This window comes from Flavobacteriales bacterium, assembly GCA_016124845.1.
GTDB lineage: Bacteria > Bacteroidota > Bacteroidia > UBA10329 > UBA10329 > UBA10329.
The window spans coordinates 1-20,614 of record WGMW01000038.1 but is presented as its reverse complement, the minus strand read 5'-3'; the positions used below and the strand labels follow the sequence as shown (position 1 = coordinate 20,614).

Sequence of the window (20,614 nt, the reverse complement as noted above, 5' to 3'; positions counted from 1 at the left end):
TCACAGAATGGACTTCTTTTTCTAAGCTTCTTGGGCCAAAACGTTTCATAAGATTCGAGTTCGGTCTATTGGGTTCAACGTTGCACCAGTTCCTCCTTTTAAAGGAGAGCCTGTCCCGATACTTCGGGATGCCGAGGAACGAGGCGGAGGATTTTGTCACTACGCATCTCCATTCCTCAGAACACCTCTCTGCAAAAATCCTTTGCGCCTTGGCGTCTTTGCGAGAGATACACGTTTTTCCTATTTCACATTTCACATTTCCTCTTTAGATCATGTGGTTACGGTGGCTACATAAGGATGCACTGAAATACTACATCCTTTTCGGGCTGTCCTATCTCGTGTTTCTGTTCGTGCTGCCCGATGCAGGCTACGATAAGTACTTCTGGATCAGCTGGTCGCAGGACATTCTGAACAATGGGCTTGGAAATGTTTACCTCGACCCAGAGGTCAACAATAATCCGCTGATTCTCTACCTGCTCAAGGTCTTCTCGCTGTTCCATCACAATGCAGCAGAGATCGGTCTCACTTCTGTGAATTGGCTGAAAGCACTCGTCCTGCCGTTCGATTTTCTCACGCTGGCGGTCGTCATCCACATCCTGAAAAGAACGGGCAAACCCATGATGGGATTTCTGGTTTTCTTCCTCAATCCAGCATTCTGGTACAACACGGTCATTTGGGGTCAGGTCGATACCATTCACACGTTTTTCGCCTTGGCGGCTCTGATTTATGCGGAACGTGGACATTGGAAATGGTCGCTTGTACTGATGCTCATCGCCATCAATTTCAAGTTGCAGGCCATCATTTTCCTGCCGTTGGTGTTGATTCTCAGTTTGCCGTTCATCCGCAACAAAGGCTGGAAATTCCTCGGCATACACCTGTTCGCCATCATGGGCGTACAAGCGCTCATTCTCTTTCCGTTTCTGTTTTCAGGAAACCTGATGGAAACGGTTCATGCGTTGGCAACGCGATCGGTCGATCACTATCCCGTTTTATCGCGCAACGCATACAACCTGTGGTACTATCTGGTCAACGACCCATTCAATTTCTCAGATAAACGCACCGTGTTGGAAATCCCACTGAAGTACTGGGGAATGGCAATGTTCTTCGTGGCTTCGGCAATGGTTCTGTTACCGCTTTTTCTGGCCGTCAACAACGGAGCTTTCGAAAACCTGAAACGCAACGAACGCCTCGGCACCATCTTCCAAGTGGCAGCGCTTGTCACCATCGCGTTCTTCATGTTCAATACGCAAATGCACGAACGGTATGTTCATCCTGCCGTGCTGTTCTCAGGTCTGTTCATGATCCTCACGCACCGTCCCATCGTGTACATGCTCGTCTCCACCGGTTACCTGCTCAACATGGAGGCCGTCATGCAATATCTCCGCTATTTCGACAGTTGGCTCGGTATCCACATCGACTACAACCGATGGTTCATTTTCTGGCCCGAATTCATCGCCACGCTCTTCCTCGTTGCATTCCTGTGGGGAAGTTTCGAGTTTTACCGCACGTTTTTCTCATTTAAGAATAACGTTGCACAGGAAATCATCACCACGTAGAATGGATGTCCAAAATCCCAATTCAAATTCGAAAAAGTTGATGCTGAAAGCGTCATCGTTCGGTCTGCTAAACGTGCGGAAGATTCTGGGCTGTTTACTGATTGTATTGGTTTTTGACGTTGATCTGGTAATTGCTCAAACCTCAATTGATTCAACCGCCAAAGCCAAATGTGAGGATTGTGAGGTGGTATTTCGATGGGTATCTGAAATGCCGCAATACACCGGAGAACCCGGTGAGTTGATCAATGACGTACGGGCTGCCCTTGAAAGCATTACGTGCAAGGTGCCCAATGCAAGCGCATTATCGTTTATTGTGAATACTGAGGGAAAGATGGTTTTGCCAATTTTCAAGCCGGGAGAACGCAGATTTTGTTCAAACGAACTCGAGAAACAGTTTGAGACGTTTTCGAAATGGATTCCCGGTAAGCAGGATGGAATTCCCGTCTGTGTCGAGTTTTCGGTTCCTTTAAATGGCTATTAATCCGTTAATCACGCTAATTGTCCCCGGTCCGCGCTCTTCAATTCTTTCAAGTTCTCCGTTTCGGAACCTTCTTCCTGACGGGTATTCTGTTCACGAAATTCGGACTGAGCACCTACGAGATCGGCATTTACGAAGCGCTGCTTTTCCTTGGCAGCGTGCTCAGTTTCTTCTGGCTTTCGGGTCTCACACAATCGCTCTTAGCGAATTATCAACCGAAGGAAAGATCGAAGGAATTCTTCAACGCATTTTTGGTGCTTTCGGGCATTTCGGTGGTGGTTTTCATCGCATTCCGATTGCTGGTCACGCCTTATTCGTTCATGGCCAACAATCCGGAAATTCTGGCGCATTATGCCATGTTTTCATTTTACGTGCTGCTTGTCGGCCCAAGCTATCTGGTCGAATACATTCTCCTGCTCAAGGAAAAGGCAAACGGACTTGCTTTCTACGGATTGGTTGCTTTCGGAATTCAACTGTTGGCCGTGGTCGGTCCCATCGTATTGGGCTACGGCCTACAGGAGGCGATCTACGGTCTGATGTTGAGTGCCGCTGTGCGGTTTTTGGTTCTTATCGCATTGCTTTTCAGATATGCGGAATTCAAATTCGATGGCGAATTTATTGCCCAGTTTTCCGCAACTGCTGTCCCGCTCATTGCAGCCACGTTGCTTTCGGGCTCTGCCGAATACTTGGACGGCTTCATCGTTTCCAAATATTTCGATGAAGGAACATTTGCAGTGTATCGCTACGGAGCAAAAGAGTTTCCGTTGGTGTTGCTTTTGGCCAACGCATTCAGCAATGGTATGGTGCCTAAAGTGGCGCAACTTGGCGTGAAGGAAGTGGCCGCCACCATCAAACGGGAAAGCCTCAGACTCATGCATCTTTTCTTTCCCGTTTCCATCGGGATGATGCTGGTGAGCGAATGGCTCTATCCGCGTTTGTTCAATCCAGATTTCATTGAAAGTGCGGCTGTTTTCAATGTCTATCTGCTGCTAATTGTCAGTCGGTTGGTGTTCCCGCAAACGCTGCTGATCGGGTTGAAAAGAACATCCACCATCATGTGGGTGGCGCTGATCGAGCTCCTATTCAACTTTGGGTTGAGCATTCTGCTCATCCAGTATTTCGGGCTGGTCGGAATTGCCTTTGCAACGGTCATTGCCAGCACATTGGAAAAACTCGTTCTGATGTTCTTTTTGAAAAGGTCAGAAGGCGTTTCGCCCACCATTTACTGGCCGTGGAAATGGCATTTGGGGTATTCTATAGCAATGGCAGGTATGTACCTGACCTTCACCTGAGTCACTTTGACATTTCCTTGTATAGGATTTTTGAAACAGCTTCGATAATACCTGCCTGATCCTCAAAATCGGTTCCTCGTGTCATAACGCAGAGGATGTAGGGATTATCCTCACAATAGATGATTCCTCCTTCGTGCAGCTCGATGACACTTTCTCCATTCAGTTCATAATCGATCTCACCAAATTTGGTTGCAGCGTAGTCATCCTGACCTATTCCTTTGCGAATTCCCAATTTGAACTTTGAGCGACTTAGGATTTCCAGCGCCAGCTCAGAATTCCTGTTGTTCAGGAATGAGGAGTTGTAAACCGCTCTGAGGAATGTAGCATACTCCCAAGCGGTGATATTGGATGAAACACGGTTGTTTTTCCATAGATGACCAAGTCCCAATTCATTGAACAATCGTTGCCAAACTTCTCCTTTGTTCAAAGTGCTTGTGTAGATAAGGTCCAAGGCATCATTGTCTGAGAATACCACCATGCGCTCAATCAGTTGTTTCATGCTGTATTCCTTTCCAGCGATAAGCCCATTGTCGCCCACTTTCAGGTTGAACAGGGTTGTATCTCTCATAAACTTGAAGCGTTGTTCCAACAGTATGGGGTTTCGTTCTGACGCTTTGAGCAGTGCCATCATGTGGGGCAGGCGCATCAGACTTCCCGGCCCATACCGCTTATCGGGGTTTATTTGAAGGAAACTCCCACTCTGCAGGCTTATCATGTAAATGGATACATCTTTGATAGTGGGTTTCTGTAGAATTGGGCTGAGTTCTGCCATCAGGCGTCTTTTCACAGGAATGAACCCTATGGAGTCTGTGTAGCATTCGAACAATGGCTTAACCAGTTCTGTGGAGTTGACTCCAGAGCCGACAGATTTGCTCTTGTCAATCCCACGGTAGCTGTTGAAAATGATTCGGGATATTTCCGCAATAACCGTTGTCAGGTCAGTGGCAGTTTTTGAGCCTTCGGTCATTACCGACAACACATAAGGATTGTCATTGAGGTAAACGATTGCTGTTTCATGAAACTGAAAGCTTTTTGACCACTCTCGGAACCCGAATTTATTGGCGATGACAACCGTTGTGTCATCTACCCCTCGTAGAATGCCGTCTGCAAATGAAGTAGAAGCAAGGAGTTTAAGCGCTTCGGCCGAGTATTCTGGACTGAGGTACGTGGCGTTATAAAGTGCTTTGAAGATCGTTGAATAGACTTTTGGCGTGATCGATTTCAAATTGTCAGCTCGGTAATCCACCTCATGTCCGAGTTCTCTGAATACGGACGCCCATAGTTGGTCGTTCTTAAAATGATCCTGAAGAGCGAACATGGCCTGATTATCGGATTCAAGGATCATCTCTGCCATTACATTTAGCACAGTATATTCCCCTCCTTCCCTAAGGCGAGAGTCACCAATGGCATCGGTTCTTTTTTTGTGCATAATGATCGTCTCATTCAGGATTTCCGGGTCAACCTCTGCCAATTTGTAGATATGCATCATATCTGCGGCTTTCATCATGCTGGCGGGAGAGTAATATCCGTCTTCATCAATTCCATAAGAATGACCTGAGTTCAGTTCTTGGAAGTAAACGGAAATGCGTGAAGCTGCTCCTGCCTTTTTTGCCTCCAGGATATAAGTGAGAAGCTCTTTTTCGAACGGAGGAACGTATTTTCCGTTGTAAACACATTCCAAAAGCGGAGAAGTGAAAAAGGTGCCTTTCCTCCGTAGAGGTCGGTAATCGTTCCGGTCGAGTTCGTTGAGGTTCTGTCCCCAACTGCTCCCCACAAACGTTATCAGACCGAGGAGCGCAATGAGAAGTCTATTCATTCGAATAAAATGCGACTGCAAAGATACCCAAGAATGGATGTTGAAACGTCTATTGGAGGTCAAAGAGATTATTCACACCGACATTTCTCGCTGCTGTGAATCCTTCTGCCAACTCCGCCCCGATCGGTCTTCCAACAACCCGTGCTCTTCCTTTCAGGAAATCGAGGAATTCCTTGCCCGAAATAGGTGTGTCAGGTTCATCGCTGGTCGGGTCGTAGAATTGTGAGCTGTACGCCAAAATGCTCTCGATCTTCTTATCGAAGTATGGCGTGATGTCGATGGTCAGGTCCGGTTGGATGTATTCATCCTGAATGTAATGATAAACCGCGTTGGGTCGCCATGCTTCCTGACCAGTATCGATTTTGATCAAACCAGATAGAAAACAGGCATCTGCTACTAATTTGGCAGCTCTTCCGTGGTCGGGATGACGGTCATGAACGGAATTTGCAAGAACAATTTCTGGTCGATACTTCCGAATCATTTCAATGATCGGCAGTTGATGTTCCTTATCAATGGAAAAGAAACCATCTGCAAAACCGAGGTTTTCGCGCACTTCAATTCCGAGGATTTCTTTGGCTTTGGCCGCTTCCTTCAGGCGGAGTTCACCACTTCCTCGCGTGCCGAGTTCTCCATGCGTCAGATCAACGATACCGCACCTGTAACCAAGTTCAATGTGCTTCAGAATGGTGCCAGAAGCAGAAATTTCCACATCGTCAGGATGCGCACCGAAGGCAAGAATGTCCAGTTTCAAAATGGTTACAAATTACGAATGGGTACGAATATACGAACGTGCTTACCGAGGGTCACCCTGAGTGGTTCGATGAAATCGGATCGTATCGAAGGGTCATTTTCCCAACCAAGAAAGAATCTCTTCAGACATCGGGTCAACATTAGGGGCAAGGTGCGTCACATAATTGCCATTCTCATCGATCAGAAACTTCTGGAAATTCCATTTCACAGGAGCGTCTTCCACGCCATTCTGACTTTGCTCTGTGAGCCAAGCATATATCGGGTGCTGGTCTTTTCCCTTCACATCAATCTTTTCCATCATGGTAAAGGTCACACCGTAATTCTTCTGGCAGAACTCCGCGATCTCGTCATTGCTGCCAGGTTCCTGATGCATGAAATTGTTGGCCGGGAAACCGATGATCTGAAAATTCTCGCCACCGTATTTCTTGTAGAGTTCTTCCAACTGTTCATATTGCGGTGTGAAACCACACTTACTGGCCGTATTTACGATCAGCACTTTTTTGCCTTTCAGCGTTGAGAAATCGAAATCCTGCCCGTCAATGGTCTTGGCGGTAAAATCGTAGAGTGTTTTTGTCTGTGCCATAACTGCTGTTGTTGAGATGGTCATTAAAAGGATGAGTAGCTTTTTCATGGTTGAATTTTTAAGGGAAACACTCGTTTGCGGTGGATTGTTTGCAAGGTATCGCATTCGAACATTTTTCAGCCACAACTTGTTCCGAAACTTTCGAAAATGCGCTGATTTTCACGGACTTCTCTGATTGTTCATTTCTGCGGAAAATGGTTTTCTTTGGAATTCATGCCAGAGAATGACGGAATATCGCTGCTTCCGCAGGAAGTTCTGATAAGTAAGATCTATGAGATACGCGGAACGAAGGTGATGTTGGACCACGACCTTGCCGAACTGTATGAGGTGGAAACGAAAGCGCTGAAACAGGCGGTGCGCAGAAACCTTGATATTTTTCCAGAACACTTCATGTTTGAACTTACAAAGGACGAGTTCAATGCTTTGAGGTCACAGATCGTGACCTCAAAGGAAGGAAGAGGGGGAACGCGCTACCTACCAATGGTTTTTACCGAACATGGAATTCTTCAACTTGCAAATGTACTTAGGAGCAAACGTGCCAAATTCATGGGCATCCGCATCATCGAGGTATTTGTGAAAATGCGCGAAATGATGCTGAATCATGCGGAACTGTTTGCCCAGTTGGAGGAGACTCGGAGATTGGTCTCGGGACATGATGAACAGATCAAAATGATATTCGAGTATCTGCAACAATTGGAAAAGGCAAAACAGGCTGAGGCAGATCAGGCCAATCGCACAAGAATAGGTTATAGGCGTGATGAAGAATAAAAAACACATCCAAAGGAATCAGATGGACGAAGTGAGCAGACGGGTGGATCTGATTGCCAAAGGCGAAATGAAGACCCGAAGTTGGGAAGAGGCCAAGAAGGACATCTTCAAGCGTGCCTGAGATGAGGTGGTAGCGTCTTCGCGCGTTCTTAGCGAAAACTCAGCGTCTTTGCGGTTTCCGCATTCGCATATTTGTACCCATTCGTAACCGTATCTTCGCATCTCATAGCTCATAATGAAGAACTTTAAAACTTACACCTTTTGGCTCTTATGTCTGCTGGTATTTTCAGCCTGTCAAGACGAGAAAGATCCGTATGTAGGGAATTGGCTTGGAATTTATGATGAAGAACCTGTACGGTTAAATATTTCGAAGTCAGATCAGACCTATTTTTTAAGATTTGGTGGGTCAACAAAAACACATTTAGCGTCTCTCAAAAACGGACGACTCTCAGGGCTGGAAAATGATTGGCTGTTCGCTTATAATGAAAATTCAGGAACGCTTGTCTTTGATGAGATAGAACTGGTGTCCATTACCGAGACGGAGTTTGATAAGTGCGCCTGTTGGTTAAGATACTATGCAAATTACCATCAGGATTTATGTCAGCTCGTTTTTGATCAACACCAAAGAGTTCCAACTTGGGAAGAGACCGAGCCAATTGAAATTCCGTTGGGTGAGTTCGATCCAGATGTTAATCTCTCAAAAACTGAAGATTCAAACGAGAAAGGAGAACTTCCATCGTTCAAAGAAATGACCGACCAGATCTTAGGACAGTTTTGCATTAAACTTTCTGAAGACAGTACTAAAGTTTATTCATCCAGAGTGAAATTTGTAACGCCAGATTTGATTGGTATGGCAAATCTTTTCATCAGCAAAGAAGATTATTCTCGATTTGTACAACCTTATGAAGAAGCGGAATTGAAACTAGGCAAGTCCGTTGCTCACTATTAATGCATTTTGCAGATGCTCGCCCAGATAAAGGCTCTTCTTTACAAGGAACTGACGTTGGAATGGCGTAACCGTTACGCGCTCAATGGGCTGTTGCTGTACGTGGTGAGCACGGTTTTCGTGTGTTACCTGAGTTTCCGTCAGATCACTTCCGTGCCTGTTTGGAACGCCCTTTTCTGGATCATCATGCTCTTTGCATCTATCAACGCGGTGGGGCGCTCGTTCATTCAGGAACACAAAGGGCGATTGCTGTATTTCTATTCCACGTGTTCGCCACAGGCGTTTGTGCTGGCCAAAATGATGTATAACGCCATCATCATGTGGGTCATTGCGCTGCTGGGATATGTTATTTACTACGTTTTTATCGGTGATCTGGTGCAGGATCACCTCATGTTCGCGCTGGCGCTCTGGCTCGGAAGCACGGGTTTTGCGCTCATCCTAACGCTCATGTCGGCCATTGCCGCTAAAACCGACAACAACCTGAGTTTGATGGCCATTCTGAGTTTCCCTGTGCAGCTACCGTTTTTGATGACACTCATCAAATTCTCCAAGAACGCGGTCGATGGCCTCGATCCATCCGTCAGTTACAATCTTATAATTGTCTTAGTATTGATCATTGTGATCGTTGTCGCCCTCAGCTACCTTTTATTTCCGTACCTTTGGCGCGATTGAAAAAAGGGCTGTTTTGAACTCGTAAAGTCCTGAAAATCAATGCTGAAAATCGGAGAAACATCAACGAAAATTCTTGGGTTGGCCTGGTGGAAATGGCTCGCCATCATTCTCCCGTTGTATTCGCTTGTTTACGGGCTTATTATTGAAGTTCCAGCGCTGCCGATCCTGCACGAGACCATTCGCAACCTGTTTTACCATGTAACGCAATGGTTCGGGATGATGATCATCCTCACCGTATCGTTGGTTTACAGCATCATTCAACTGATGAAAGGCGATAGACGTTCCGACATCATCGCTTCGGAAGGAATTAACGTGGCGCTTTTCATGGGTGTGCTCGGTCTCACAACTGGAATGTTGTGGGCTAAGAACACGTGGGGAACCTACTGGACGGGCGATGCCAAACTGAACGGTGTGGCCATGGGAATGCTGGTGTATTTGGCGTATGTGGTGCTGCGCGGAAGTATGGACGAAGAGCAGAAACGTGCCCGGGTGTCGGCCGTTTACAACATCTTCGCTTATGTCATGTTCATGGTATTTATCATGGTGCTACCGCGATTGGTAGACAGCCTCCATCCAGGCAACGGAGGAAATCCCGGTTTCGGTGGTTACGACCTCAACGATAAAATGAAACTCGTGTTCTATCCGGCCATTATTGGCTGGACCTTACTTGGCGTGTGGCTGGTGAACATCCGCGTGCGATTGCAGTCCATCAAGGAGAACAGATTGATAAAGTCATTGGAATGAGAATGGGACTGAGGTTTTTCCATGCTAACAGTAGGTTCCGTCATGCTGAACTTGTTTCAGCATCTACGAACAGGAGTACTCAGACCCTGAAACGAGTTCAGGGTGACGCTATTTCAAGACTTGGTACAAACACGAAAGAGTAGTTGTTCGATGAAAAGTTTGATAAGAATACTTGTTTGGATGATGGCGTTTCTACCGGTTTCGGGCTTTGCCCAAGACGTTGAAATGGCCGATGCGCTTCACCAGAACGGAAAGATCTATGTGGTTGTCGGTGTCATCGCGATCATTTTCGTGGGTTTGGTTGTTTACCTCATAACTCTCGATAGGCGACTGACCAAATTGGAGAAGGAAGAAAAAGCCCCCTAAGTCCCCCGAAAGAGGATTTTAAATCTGAAAATTGAAACCCGAAATATGAAATTCGAAATATCTAAAGCGGAAACGTCTGATTTGACCACCGTTCGCATATTCGTATCCATTCGTAATTCGTAACCAAAAATGTTAAAGCCACAGATGCACAGATTTTCTCAGATCTCACAGACTGATCTTTGTCTTTGCGATCTCATCGAAAACTTTGCGTCTTTGCGGTTCAATTGCATTCGAATATTCGTAACCAATTCGTAATTCGTATCAGCATAAAATGAAGAAAACACACATCATAGCCATTATCGTGATCGCGATTGCCATTGGGGCGATCTTGACCACGGTTTCTGATAGCAGTACCTACGCTTCTTTCAGCGAAGCGAAGGATAACCCAGGCAAAGAATACCACGTGGTGGGCCAATTGGACAAGGAGGCGGAAATGACCTACGATCCGGAGGTGGATGCCAACCTGTTCTCATTCAGCATGGTGGATAACAACGGGGATGAGCAGCGTGTGCATTTCGCAGGAACCAAGCCGCAGGATTTTGAGCGCTCGGAGCAGATCGTGCTGGTCGGTAAATACGAGGGCGATGCTTTCAAGGCTTCGAAGATCCTGATGAAGTGTCCTTCGAAATACAATGAAGGGCAGCAAGGCGAAATGCAGGAGTTCACCGCAGAAAGCGCCACTTCCTAATGGATATCAACTATATCGGAGAGCATCTTTGGGCAGGCCAACTCGGCCGCCTTTTTATCATTCTGGCGTTTGTTTCGGCCTTTATTGCGGCTGTCGGTTATGCGCTGGGAGCTAAGAATGACGCGGCTTTCAGCAATTGGAAGGCCCTCTCGCGCAGCGCATTCGGCCTGCATGTCTTTTCGGTCTTCGGCATCTTCGGTACGTTGCTTTACATGCTTTACAACGGCATGTTCGAGTACCATTACGTGTGGGAACATTCCAACTCCGAAATGCCCATGCGCTACATCCTTTCCAGTTTTTGGGAAGGACAGGAGGGCAGTTTCCTGCTGTGGATGTTCTGGCATGCCGTGCTCGGAACTATTTTGCTGAAGTACGCCAAAAGTTGGGAAGCGCCCGTGATGGCAGTTTTTGCACTGGTGCAGATGTTCCTCGTTTCGATGGTTTTGGGAGCCAACTTCGGAGATGTGATCCGCATTGGTAGCAACCCGTTCCTGTTGCTGCGCGAACATCCCGACTTCGCAAATCTGCCGTTCCTACAGAACGCAAATTACCTCGACAGACTGGACGGCCGCGGCCTCAATCCGCTGTTGCAGAACTACTGGATGACCATTCACCCGCCAACGCTGTTCCTCGGCTTTGCCAGTACATTGGTTCCGTTTGCTTTCGCGATAGCAGGGCTTTGGAAAAAGAAATACACCGAATGGATGAAGCCTGCCTTGCCGTGGACATTCTTCGGTGTGATGATTCTTGGAACGGGAATTCTGATGGGCGGTGCTTGGGCGTACGAAGCGTTGAGTTTCGGTGGTTTCTGGGCTTGGGACCCTGTGGAGAATTCAAGCCTTGTTCCTTGGTTGACGCTGGTGGGAGCGGCACACGTCATGGTCATACAGAAGAACCGCGGGCAATCGCTCATTATGACGTTCGTACTGACAGTCGCCACGTTCATTCTTATTCTGTACTCAACCTTCCTCACGCGAAGCGGAATTTTGGGCGATACTTCCGTACACGCCTTTACTGACCTTGGCATGTCGGGACAGTTGCTGGTTTACCTTCTGGCGTTCCTTTTCCTTGCCATCATCCTGCTCATCATTCGTTGGAAAGAGATTCCGAAATCGAAGGATGAGGACAGCCTTTACTCGCGTGAGTTCTGGATGTTCATCGGGGCGCTGGTGCTGGTCATTTCCTCGTTCCAGATCATGTTCACCACGTCCATTCCCGTGTGGAACAAACTCTTCGGAACGAACCTTGCTCCGCCACTCGACCCGATTGCGCATTACAACAGTTTTCAGTTGCCGTTGGCAATCATTCTGGCCATTCTCATCGCGGTAACGCAGTTCTTCAAATACAAGAAGACCGACCCGAAACAGATCACCAAAGGGCTGACGATTCCGTTTGTGCTGGCATTGGTCGGAACGGTGGCCATCGGCCTGGCCATGCATTACCGCAACGTGCTGTTTTACGCGATGCTGTTCAGTTCGCTTTTCCTCATTTTCGCGAATGCGACCTACTGGTTCAAAGTGCTGAAAGGCAAGGTGAAAGTGGCGGGAGCTTCCGTAGCGCACATCGGTTTCGGGATGATCTTGCTGGGCGCATTCCTCAGCACATCCAAAACGCAGGTCATTTCCATGAACACGTCTGGAATGGACGTGGAAAGTTTGGGCAAGCAGGGCGATTTCAGCAACCGCGAGAACATCCTGATGATGAAGGGTGATACGCTGCGCATGGCCGATTACTTCGTGACGTATGTGGGCAAGCAGAAGGAAGGCGTGAACGTGTTCTATCAGGTGGATTATCTGACCAAGACGGGCAACGATTACAACCTTGCGTTCTCGCTGCATCCGCGTGTGCAGACCAACCCACGGATGGGAAATATCGCGGAGCCCGACACGCGTCATTTCCTGCACAAGGACATCTACAGTTTTGTGACCTACGCGGAGGTGGAAACGGAGGAGGCCAAGAACAATCCTGACGAATACAAGAACACCGACACCAAACAGTTGGCTCCTGGCGATACGCTTTTTGCTGGTCAGGCGATGATCATCTTCAATGGCTTCGACCGCAATGTGGATCAGGCGAAGTACAATTTGCAGGAAGGCGACATTGCCGTGGCGGCCAATCTCACCGCGCTGGAGATCTCGGGCAATAAGACCACGCTCTCACCGCTTTACGTGATCAGAGACAGAATGGCCATTCCCGTTCCTGCGGAGATGGAAGAACTAGGCCTGCGGTTGATTGTGAATAAGGTGCTGCCGGAAGACGGCAAAGTGGAAATTGCGCTTTACGAGAAGCCTGATGCCTACAAGGAATTCATCGTGATGCAGGCCATGATCTTCCCATGGATCAACATCCTTTGGGCAGGCTGCGTGGTGATGGTCATCGGTACGGTGATGGCGATGCGCAGAAGGTTGAAGTCTTAGAACGCGGATAACACAGGTTGGACTGATTTTCGCGGATTTTATCTGCGATTATCCGCAAAACCCGCGTAATCCGTGTTCGTGTTCCATCAAACAACTTAATTGATGATGGCGATGTGCAGGAGGTTGAAGAGCTGATTATTGCTCTTTTCTTCTCATGTAGTAAACATAAGTGTAGCCTGAGCCAGCTGTTCCAGTATCAAATAGTTCCCAACCGTCATCTTCCATTTTATTTACTTGTTTCAAACCAGGGTTTGTGTCATAATAAACATTGATTTGATCTTCTTTTGGAATATTGATTTCCTCAGCCTTTTCTCCGTTAAGGGAAACAATAATCTTTAGGTGTTGGGTATTGTGCGTAATGACGGCATAATCATGCTTCTCCTGTGCCATCAAAGCGTTCGCAGAAAAAAGTAAGGCAAAGGCAAGTAGGGTTGTTTTAAGATGTTTCATGGTTGTAGTGTTTTGGTTGTGATGAAAGTAAGGAATAGAACGCGGATGACGCGGATAGCATGGAGTTTCGCGGATTTTTACCCGTGATCTTCAGCGCATTCTGCGTCATCCGTGTTCAATAAATAAATCTGCGTTCCATTAATTTCACCCCGTGGAGATACAGAAACGCATTGGGTTTGTCTTGGGGCCGTTGGCCTTTCTGCTGGTGTGGCTGTTGGAGTTGGGCCCAACCGAACTGGCCTCGAAAGTGCTGGCCGTGGCCGCTTGGATGCTCATCTGGTGGATAACCGAAGCACTTCCCATTTTCATCACCGCTATGCTACCCATGGTGTTCTTCCCCGCATTGGGAATAATGGGTTTGAAGGACACATTCGTTCCTTATGGCAGCCCGATCATCTTTCTGTTTCTGGGTGGGTTCATCATTGCGTTGGCGATGGAAGAACGGAAGTTGCACGAACGCATCGCCTACGGTCTGGTGCGCATTACGGGCACCAACCTCAAAGGCGTCATCTTCGGGTTTATGCTGGCCACAGCTCTGGTCGCCATGTGGATCAGCAACACGGCCACAGCTGTGATGATGCTTCCGATTGCCGTCTCCGTTATTGCCTTGGTAAAGGAACAAGCCGATGAGGTCACCTTCAAGCGGTTCAGTCTGCTGTTGATGCTGGGCATTGCCTATGCCGCCAACATTGGTGGAACGATGACGCTGATCGGCACGCCACCCAATGTGGTATTTGCGGGTTATTACTTCGAGCATTTCCAAACGGAGTTTGCGTTCAGTCGGTGGTTGATGATCGGTATTCCGTGTGGCACGCTGCTGTTGTTGGGAACCTATTTTCTCCTGACAAGAGTGCTGTATCCTCTGCGAACCCAGCCGATAGATGGCGTGGAGGAACTCTTCGATCGCAAATGGAAGGAATTGGGCAAAATGCAACTGCCCGAGAAGCTGGTGCTGGTAGTTTTCAGCCTCACGGTGTTCTGTTGGGTATTTGCGGTTCAGATCAATCACCTCATCGGAACCAACGCCCTCAACAACACCAACATTGCCATGGGCGGTGGACTGCTCATGTTCCTGGTGCCTGTTTCGTGGAAGAAGGGAGAATTCATTCTCCGCTGGGAAAGCACCACCAAACTGCCATGGGGTATCCTCATTCTGTTCGGTGGCGGACTTTCCCTGGCCAGCGGACTGGAAGCCGCAGGCATGATCGACCTGTTGGGCGATTGGGTGGCCAATTCCTTCAACGGATCCGTATTTGTGCTGTGTCTGGTGCTGACGGCTGTGTCACTGTTTGCCACCGAAGTGATGAGCAACGTGGCCTTGGTAACCGTGTTGCTGCCCGTAGTGTTCGGCATTGCCGAAAAGAGTGGGGTGGACGCCACCTATCTCACCATTCCCGTGACCCTTGCGGCCAGCTGTGCCTTCATGATGCCCGTTTCTACACCACCCAACGCAGTGGTCTATTCCAGCGGTCACATCAAGGTGTCTGAAATGATGAAGGCGGGTATTTGGATCAACCTTTTGGCCGTTGCGGTCATTGTGGGTCTGATGCAGATCATCAAGGTTTGAAATTGAACACTGATGACGCGGATAGCACGGAGTTTCACAGATTATTTATCCGTGATCTTCAGCGCATTCTGCGTTATCCGCGTTCAGTTTTGGTTTAGAAATTCGGAAAGGTCTTTCAATTCTTTTCCCTTCTTTTTGGCCTCTTTCATGCCGGAAATACCTTCGGAAATGATCTGAAAGACATCGAGCTTGTTCTGCAACGCATTCAATTTCTTGCGCTGCTTTTCCCATTCCTCAAACGGAATGATCACGGACTTCTTCTTGCCCTCATCATCAACAATATATTGAACGCTTCTGCCCATTTTAACTCGATTGAGAACATAAGGGTCAGCATTTATCCGCGAATTTCCGTTTCATCCGCGTTATCCGTGTTCTATCTAAATTCGCACCATGCCACTCGAACCCAAAAACGTTGTGCTTATTGGTGCGGGAAACGTGGCCTTCCACTTGGGAAAGGCGCTGAAACGTGGTGGCAACAAATTGCTGTTGCTCATCAACCGCGATCAGAAACGGGGCGAACGCTTGGCGTTCGAACTGGGCTGCAAATTCACTACCGATTTCAAGGCCATTCCAGACGAGACCGATGTGGTGATCATTGCGGTGAAGGATGACGCGATCAGCGAGGTTGCTAGCAAGATTTTCTGTCCAGGAAAAGTTGTGGCTCACACCTCCGGCAGTATGCCGATGTCTGCGCTGGGCGATTGTTCAGACAGATTGGGCGTTTTCTATCCGTTGCAGACCATGCACCGAGGTTCGGAGGTGAATATGAAGGAAGTGCCGTTCTGCATTGAGGGTAGTTCCAACTGGAATGAAGGCATGCTACTGGAATTGGCGCGTTCCATCAGCGATAACGTTCAGGTGCTGAACTCTGAGCAGCGCAGGATTACGCACATCGCAGCGGTGTTTGCCTGCAACTTCACCAACCATTTCTATGCGTTGGCGGATGATATTCTCCAGAAGAACGGCATGGACCTCGACATTCTTCGTCCACTTATCCGCAAGACCGCCAACAACATCAATAACGGCCATCCGAAGGATCTGCAAACAGGCCCTGCCATGCGCAACGATACCAAGGTGATGCAGGAACATCTCGATATGCTCGAAAAGGTCTCACCCGAACTCAAAAAGCTCTACGAAGACGTAAGCGAAAGCATCATCAAGATGCATCAGAAAGACCTCCCCTAACCCCTCCTTTCAAGGAGGGGAACTTTCGCTTCGAGAAAAGACTGGACAATTACACCAGTTCTCCCCCTTGAAAGGGGGAGTGTCCGCCATAGGCGGACGAGGGGGTCAGACTTTCTCCGAAACAGGCTTCCCGTCTGGCGCCAAGAGGCTGCGAAGGCGCTCGTAACTGAAGAGGTGCGGGTAGTTGAGCACCATCACGGCCACGAAATACATGTGTGGGAAATCATCGAAAACGCCATGCTGCGCCACATACTCCATGAACTTGTTGTGGCTCTTGTCGAACTCATGGAAAAGGCTGTCGTGCTCGCCATCGAACTCCAACGGTTCCACATTGAAGATGTCGCACAGCTCCTTATTGAATGCTGGCGTGCATTTCACCCATTTGCCATCAATGTAAAGCTGCGTAATGCCATGCATGGCGAAGATCTCGCTCTTCAGCATCTCCACAAATTTCTCACTGCTGATGTGATTGACCACATCGGCAAACTCCAACCGCGAAGGAATGCCCACGGCTCTGGCACAGGCCGCCAAAAAGATGGCCTTGTCAATGCAATGGCCATCGCCTGCGCGTAGCAGATGGCTGGCCGTCACATCCGCTGGTTTCATGCGCAAGTTGTACGGGTTGTAGCGGAAACCATCACGCACCGCGTAATATAAGTTGATCGCCTTTTCTCTGTCGGTGGTGGCGTTGCCCACGTGTTTCTGGGCAAATGCAACAACATCGGGGTTGTCGCTGTCTATGTAAAATGTCGGTTGTAAATGTTCGGGCCCGTAAGTATCCATCAGCACAATTTGTTGAGGCAAAGTTAGTCTGTAAAAGTTGAAACATTTTATCGCCACAGATTCTCAGATTTACTCAGATCTTGCTGATTTTCTGTGTTTCATCTGTGAAAATCAGTGCATCTGTGGCTAATCCATGTATTCTCAAGTATTTCATATTGATGAATAAACAAATGATCAAATTTGTTCGCAATGATGGATGAACTGACAGCACGTTTGCAAGAGAGACTCACTTCGCCCTTGCCAGGGCTGAAGGCACAACTGCGCATGGCCAGCAATATGCGAGTAAAGGCCGCGCAGAACTACAACCCCGATACATCCAACGCCAAAATAGGGGCCGTGCTCATTGCCCTTTTTCCTGATGAGAAGGGCGCGGTGCGTACCGTGCTTATGAAACGGCCGGATTATGACGGCACGCATAGCGGCCAGATCAGTTTTCCTGGCGGGAAGATGGAAGATGCCGATGCCAATGTGGTGCAGACCGCCCTTCGCGAAGCAGATGAGGAGGTGAACATCAAACCCGAAGAAGTGAAGGTCATCGGACAATTGACCAACCTCTACATCCCGCCCAGCAATTTTTTGGTGCATCCCGTTCTCGGAATTCTTGAAAAACCACCCCTGCTCATTCCAGATGAACATGAGGTGCAGAGCATTCACATTCCCGAGATCAGTTACCTGCTGCGCGATGACATCATTGAGGAGAAAGACATCATTCTCAGCTCAGGATTCAAGATGCGTACGCCCTATTTTCTGGTAGATGGTCATACCGTTTGGGGTGCCACGGCCATGATGCTGGCCGAACTGAAAGAGATCATGCGCGCCATCGGCATCTGATGGCCTACCTCTTTCGTATAGATTGATGGGTATGTTACTTTTGTGCCCCGCTACAGATTCTGTATGCAAGCGAAGCTGCTGAAAACGAACTTTCTGATAACGATGATGCTGGTGCTGCTGGCATCCGTACAACTGCGCGCCAATGTGATCGATAAGGCATTTGAGGCGCTTGAGATGAAAGACTATTTCAAGGCGCGCGAGCTGTTTCAGAAAGTGGTGAAGAAGGACCGATTGGTGGGCAATTACGGTCTGGCGCTGGTGCATATCACCAAGCAGAACCCGTTCTACAACCTCGATTCGGCCTTGGTCTATGCCCTGCGCACCGAATCGTTCTGGAAGATCGCCTCCGAAAAGGACAGAGGGAAAGTGGCCGAATATGGCATCAATGCCAAGTCGGTGGAAGGGCTGCGCGTGATGGTTTATACCTACGCGATGGATGAGGTGAAGCAGGAACGCACCATCCGCATTTGCGACCTTTTTCTGAAACGGTTCCCATCTGCCCCGCAAAAAAAGGAAGTGATGGACCTGAAGGCAACCATTGCCTACGAGCAGGCCAAGGCCGCCAACTCGCACGAGGCCATCCGTAAGTTCATTCAGGAATACCCGAATGCTGCCGAGACCATTGAGGCCAAGGCGCTCTACGAACGGTTTCTGTATGAGGAAAAGACCAAGGAGGGCGATCTGGAAAGTTACCGCACGTTCATTGCCGATTATCCCGAATCGCCATTCAGGCGCAATGCGGAAGACAAGGTTTACGAACTCTCCATGCAGAACCCGACAGTCCGCTCGGTGCATGATTTTATCAAGAAGAACCCAGAGAGCCCGTATGTGAATGACGCTTGGCGCAAACTGTTCCGCCTGTTTGCGCCCGAACTGACGGCCGAGGTGCTGGCCGAGTTCAAACTCGAATATCCCGCCTATCCGTTCATGGATGAATTGGATGACGAACTGAACATCCTCACCATGCAGCTTTATCCTGCGGAGCAGAACGGGAGATTCGGTTATGTGAACCGCACGGGCAAGGTCATGATTCCGTTCATGTATGAGAATGCGTCCGATTTCAGCGGTGGGTTGGCGGCCGTTTTCAAAGATGCGCGGTGGGGTTACATCAACAAGCGCGGCAAAACGGTCATTCCGTTCAATAACGATGAGGCGCTGCCTTTCAATCACGGGTTGGCCATTGTGGGCCGTGCGGAAATGATGGGTGTGATCGATCAGGAAGGTGAGGTGGTGGTGCCGATCATTTATGATGAGGTGTACGATTACCGCGAAGGATTGGCCAGCGTGGTGAAAGACGACCTGTACGGCTTTGTGAATACCAAAGGCGAGCAGGTGGTTCCGCTGAAGTATGAGGAGGCCTGGGATTTTTATGAAGGATTGGCCATTGTGGCCATGGATGGGCAGAAGGGCTACATCAACAAACAGGGCGATCTGGTCATTCCGTGCCAGTACGATGAGGCGGAATCGTTCGAAGAAAGCGTGGCGCGGGTTGAACGGAATGGAAAATTCGGGCTGATCAACGCGTTGGGAGATTCGGTCACACCGATCGAATATGACAGGATCGGGGCGTTCTCAGAAGGCTTGGCCTGCGTGCTGCGCGATGGCAAAGTGGGCTACATCAACGCGTTCGGCAATCCGATGATACCGATGGATTTTGATGGCCAGGATGATGAGATGGTGCGCTACCGTTTCCAAGATGGGATGGCCATTGTGCGTAAGGGAAAAAGCTTTGGGGTGATCGACAAAACAGGCTTGGAGGTGAAAGGATTTGAATATGATCTGATCGACCCTGTGAAAGACGGCAGGTTTGCCGCGAGAAAGAAAGGCAAGTTCGGGTTCTTCAACGAGGCTGGCATCGATGTCATCCCGACCAAATTTGACGACACAGGCGGTTTTTCAGAAGGTCGTGCTTCGGTAAAACTCGGTGAGCTTTGGGGCTACATCAACGATGCGGGCGAGCTGGTCATCCCTGCCGAGTACGATGAAGTTTCTGACTTCCATTCGGGTGTGGCCATCGTCAAGCGTGGCAATTTTAAATGCGTGATCGACAAGGATGGCGAATATCTCATTGCCTGTGCCATGGACGAGATCATCAGTATGGAAGATGATATTCTTCGGTTGGAAAAGGAGAACAAAATGGCCTACTTCGACCTGCGCACCAAGAAATATATGTGGCAACCGCCAGGGTTTTGACTCAGCCCCTCTGCCTTCGGCATCTCCCCAAAGGGGAGAATCCATGCATTTCTGTATAGTTCGTTGAGCCTGTTCCCTTCCTTAGGAGGGGTTAGGGGAGGCCTCAATGCTTGAACCGGACAAACAGCCTTCCGAAATTCTTGCTGTCCTTATCAATGCGATGATACTTGGCCTTGATGTGCTTCTGCTCCAGAAAGCGGATCACCTTCTTCTTCAACTGGCCGCTGCCCTTGCCTGGAATGATCTCAATGATCGGAATCCGCTTTTCCACCGCCTCATCAATGATGTCGTTCAGGGCTTTGTCGATCTTCCAGCCTTTGTTGTAGATGTCATGTAGGTCGAGGACGAGTTTGGCCATGTTTAGTGGTGAGGTTTATTGTCTTGCCGTTTTATTGGTCACAGAAAGAGTTAAAACTATGCACTTTAAGTGCATGTCGCTTTCAGCTTCTAAAAAGTATACCTTTCGTCAGTGGCAGAGCAGCGATCGAATGGACATACTGTTTCACGATTGACAGTACATCTGGTCTGG

The 20,614-nt window shown here is 48.6% G+C and carries 20 protein-coding genes; 13 read left to right on the top strand and 7 right to left on the bottom strand.

Annotated features, from left to right (window positions below; all coding sequences use genetic code 11):
* Positions 1 to 272: 272 nt before the first annotated feature.
* Together GC178_13650 and GC178_13645 are read left to right on the top strand one after the other, a co-directional pair.
* Positions 273 to 1,556, top strand: coding sequence for a hypothetical protein (locus tag GC178_13650; protein MBI1288611.1), 1,284 nt, complete (start codon positions 273 to 275; stop codon positions 1,554 to 1,556).
* Between the two features lie 498 nt (positions 1,557 to 2,054).
* Positions 2,055 to 3,326, top strand: a complete 1,272-nt coding sequence (locus GC178_13645) for an oligosaccharide flippase family protein (protein ID MBI1288610.1) — start codon at positions 2,055 to 2,057, stop codon at positions 3,324 to 3,326.
* Position 3,327: 1 nt separating this feature from the next.
* Here the strand turns inward: GC178_13645 and GC178_13640 are convergent, their stop codons facing one another.
* The 3 genes from GC178_13640 to GC178_13630 form a co-directional block, all read right to left on the bottom strand.
* Entirely contained in the window at positions 3,328 to 5,142 is a 1,815-nt protein-coding gene (locus tag GC178_13640; GenBank protein MBI1288609.1) for a hypothetical protein, read from the bottom strand.
* Between the two features lie 49 nt (positions 5,143 to 5,191).
* Entirely contained in the window at positions 5,192 to 5,893 is a 702-nt protein-coding gene (bshB1, locus tag GC178_13635) for a bacillithiol biosynthesis deacetylase BshB1 (GenBank protein ID MBI1288608.1), read from the bottom strand.
* Between the two features lie 93 nt (positions 5,894 to 5,986).
* On the bottom strand, positions 5,987 to 6,523 hold the full coding sequence (locus tag GC178_13630) for a redoxin domain-containing protein (GenBank protein MBI1288607.1): 537 nt from the start codon (positions 6,521 to 6,523) through the stop codon (positions 5,987 to 5,989).
* 165 nt (positions 6,524 to 6,688) lie between these two features.
* Here GC178_13630 and GC178_13625 point away from each other — a divergent pair, with 165 nt between their 5' ends.
* The 7 genes from GC178_13625 to GC178_13595 all read left to right on the top strand — a co-directional run bounded on the left by GC178_13625 (position 6,689) and on the right by GC178_13595 (position 13,076).
* Complete coding sequence (locus GC178_13625) at positions 6,689 to 7,243, top strand: ORF6N domain-containing protein (GenBank protein MBI1288606.1); 555 nt, start codon at positions 6,689 to 6,691, stop codon at positions 7,241 to 7,243.
* 235 nt (positions 7,244 to 7,478) lie between these two features.
* Entirely contained in the window at positions 7,479 to 8,192 is a 714-nt protein-coding gene (locus tag GC178_13620) for a hypothetical protein (GenBank protein MBI1288605.1), read from the top strand.
* 12 nt (positions 8,193 to 8,204) lie between these two features.
* Positions 8,205 to 8,861, top strand: a complete 657-nt coding sequence (locus GC178_13615) for an ABC transporter permease (GenBank protein MBI1288604.1) — start codon at positions 8,205 to 8,207, stop codon at positions 8,859 to 8,861.
* 39 nt (positions 8,862 to 8,900) lie between these two features.
* A complete protein-coding gene (locus tag GC178_13610; protein ID MBI1288603.1) occupies positions 8,901 to 9,605 on the top strand; it encodes an ABC transporter permease in 705 nt (234 codons plus the stop codon).
* A 150-nt stretch (positions 9,606 to 9,755) separates the two neighbouring features.
* On the top strand, positions 9,756 to 9,971 hold the full coding sequence (locus tag GC178_13605; protein MBI1288602.1) for a CcmD family protein: 216 nt from the start codon (positions 9,756 to 9,758) through the stop codon (positions 9,969 to 9,971).
* A 271-nt stretch (positions 9,972 to 10,242) separates the two neighbouring features.
* Positions 10,243 to 10,659 (top strand): cytochrome c maturation protein CcmE, encoded by a 417-nt coding sequence (locus GC178_13600; GenBank protein ID MBI1288601.1) that lies wholly within the window; start codon positions 10,243 to 10,245, stop codon positions 10,657 to 10,659.
* Entirely contained in the window at positions 10,659 to 13,076 is a 2,418-nt protein-coding gene (locus GC178_13595) for a cytochrome C biogenesis protein (protein MBI1288600.1), read from the top strand. The genes GC178_13600 and GC178_13595 overlap by 1 nt, the downstream gene beginning before the upstream one ends.
* Positions 13,077 to 13,211: 135 nt before the next feature.
* Here GC178_13595 and GC178_13590 read toward each other — a convergent pair whose 3' ends face one another.
* Positions 13,212 to 13,526: a hypothetical protein gene (locus GC178_13590; protein ID MBI1288599.1), complete on the bottom strand. Its 315-nt coding sequence runs from the start codon at positions 13,524 to 13,526 to the stop codon at positions 13,212 to 13,214.
* 157 nt (positions 13,527 to 13,683) lie between these two features.
* Between GC178_13590 and GC178_13585 the strand changes: the two genes are divergently transcribed.
* Entirely contained in the window at positions 13,684 to 15,093 is a 1,410-nt protein-coding gene (locus tag GC178_13585) for a DASS family sodium-coupled anion symporter (protein MBI1288598.1), read from the top strand.
* An 83-nt stretch (positions 15,094 to 15,176) separates the two neighbouring features.
* On the opposite strand, the gene GC178_13580 is transcribed toward GC178_13585, so the two are convergent.
* Positions 15,177 to 15,395 carry a hypothetical protein gene (locus GC178_13580; GenBank protein MBI1288597.1) on the bottom strand — a complete coding sequence of 73 codons (219 nt, stop codon included), beginning with the start codon at positions 15,393 to 15,395 and terminating at the stop codon, positions 15,177 to 15,179.
* A gap of 88 nt (positions 15,396 to 15,483) precedes the next feature.
* Here GC178_13580 and GC178_13575 point away from each other — a divergent pair, with 88 nt between their 5' ends.
* A complete protein-coding gene (locus GC178_13575; protein MBI1288596.1) occupies positions 15,484 to 16,278 on the top strand; it encodes a DUF2520 domain-containing protein in 795 nt (264 codons plus the stop codon).
* A 105-nt stretch (positions 16,279 to 16,383) separates the two neighbouring features.
* Here GC178_13575 and GC178_13570 read toward each other — a convergent pair whose 3' ends face one another.
* Entirely contained in the window at positions 16,384 to 17,061 is a 678-nt protein-coding gene (locus tag GC178_13570; protein MBI1288595.1) for a cysteine protease, read from the bottom strand.
* 189 nt (positions 17,062 to 17,250) lie between these two features.
* Here GC178_13570 and GC178_13565 point away from each other — a divergent pair, with 189 nt between their 5' ends.
* Positions 17,251 to 17,892, top strand: coding sequence for an NUDIX domain-containing protein (locus tag GC178_13565; GenBank protein ID MBI1288594.1), 642 nt, complete (start codon positions 17,251 to 17,253; stop codon positions 17,890 to 17,892).
* 63 nt (positions 17,893 to 17,955) lie between these two features.
* A complete protein-coding gene (locus GC178_13560; protein ID MBI1288593.1) occupies positions 17,956 to 20,085 on the top strand; it encodes a hypothetical protein in 2,130 nt (709 codons plus the stop codon).
* A gap of 103 nt (positions 20,086 to 20,188) precedes the next feature.
* On the opposite strand, the gene GC178_13555 is transcribed toward GC178_13560, so the two are convergent.
* Positions 20,189 to 20,443 carry a DNA mismatch repair protein MutS gene (locus GC178_13555; protein MBI1288592.1) on the bottom strand — a complete coding sequence of 85 codons (255 nt, stop codon included), beginning with the start codon at positions 20,441 to 20,443 and terminating at the stop codon, positions 20,189 to 20,191.
* Positions 20,444 to 20,614: the final 171 nt, after the last annotated feature.

Bases quoted from the DNA above. Each gene is read 5' to 3' on its own strand.
- GC178_13575 (MBI1288596.1), top strand. From the start codon at position 15,484: ATGCCACTCGAACCCAAAAACGTTGTGCTTATTGGTGCGGGAAACGTG.
- GC178_13610 (MBI1288603.1), top strand. From the start codon at position 8,901: ATGCTGAAAATCGGAGAAACATCAACGAAAATTCTTGGGTTGGCCTGG.
- GC178_13615 (MBI1288604.1), top strand. From the start codon at position 8,205: ATGCTCGCCCAGATAAAGGCTCTTCTTTACAAGGAACTGACGTTGGAA.
- GC178_13595 (MBI1288600.1), top strand. From the start codon at position 10,659: ATGGATATCAACTATATCGGAGAGCATCTTTGGGCAGGCCAACTCGGC.
- GC178_13570 (MBI1288595.1), bottom strand. From the start codon at position 17,061: ATGGATACTTACGGGCCCGAACATTTACAACCGACATTTTACATAGAC.
- GC178_13605 (MBI1288602.1), top strand. From the start codon at position 9,756: ATGAAAAGTTTGATAAGAATACTTGTTTGGATGATGGCGTTTCTACCG.
- GC178_13625 (MBI1288606.1), top strand. From the start codon at position 6,689: ATGCCAGAGAATGACGGAATATCGCTGCTTCCGCAGGAAGTTCTGATA.
- GC178_13640 (MBI1288609.1), bottom strand. From the start codon at position 5,142: ATGAATAGACTTCTCATTGCGCTCCTCGGTCTGATAACGTTTGTGGGG.
- GC178_13590 (MBI1288599.1), bottom strand. From the start codon at position 13,526: ATGAAACATCTTAAAACAACCCTACTTGCCTTTGCCTTACTTTTTTCT.
- GC178_13650 (MBI1288611.1), top strand. From the start codon at position 273: ATGTGGTTACGGTGGCTACATAAGGATGCACTGAAATACTACATCCTT.
- GC178_13565 (MBI1288594.1), top strand. From the start codon at position 17,251: ATGATGGATGAACTGACAGCACGTTTGCAAGAGAGACTCACTTCGCCC.
- GC178_13555 (MBI1288592.1), bottom strand. From the start codon at position 20,443: ATGGCCAAACTCGTCCTCGACCTACATGACATCTACAACAAAGGCTGG.
- GC178_13560 (MBI1288593.1), top strand. From the start codon at position 17,956: ATGCAAGCGAAGCTGCTGAAAACGAACTTTCTGATAACGATGATGCTG.
- GC178_13620 (MBI1288605.1), top strand. From the start codon at position 7,479: ATGAAGAACTTTAAAACTTACACCTTTTGGCTCTTATGTCTGCTGGTA.
- GC178_13600 (MBI1288601.1), top strand. From the start codon at position 10,243: ATGAAGAAAACACACATCATAGCCATTATCGTGATCGCGATTGCCATT.
- GC178_13630 (MBI1288607.1), bottom strand. From the start codon at position 6,523: ATGAAAAAGCTACTCATCCTTTTAATGACCATCTCAACAACAGCAGTT.
- GC178_13580 (MBI1288597.1), bottom strand. From the start codon at position 15,395: ATGGGCAGAAGCGTTCAATATATTGTTGATGATGAGGGCAAGAAGAAG.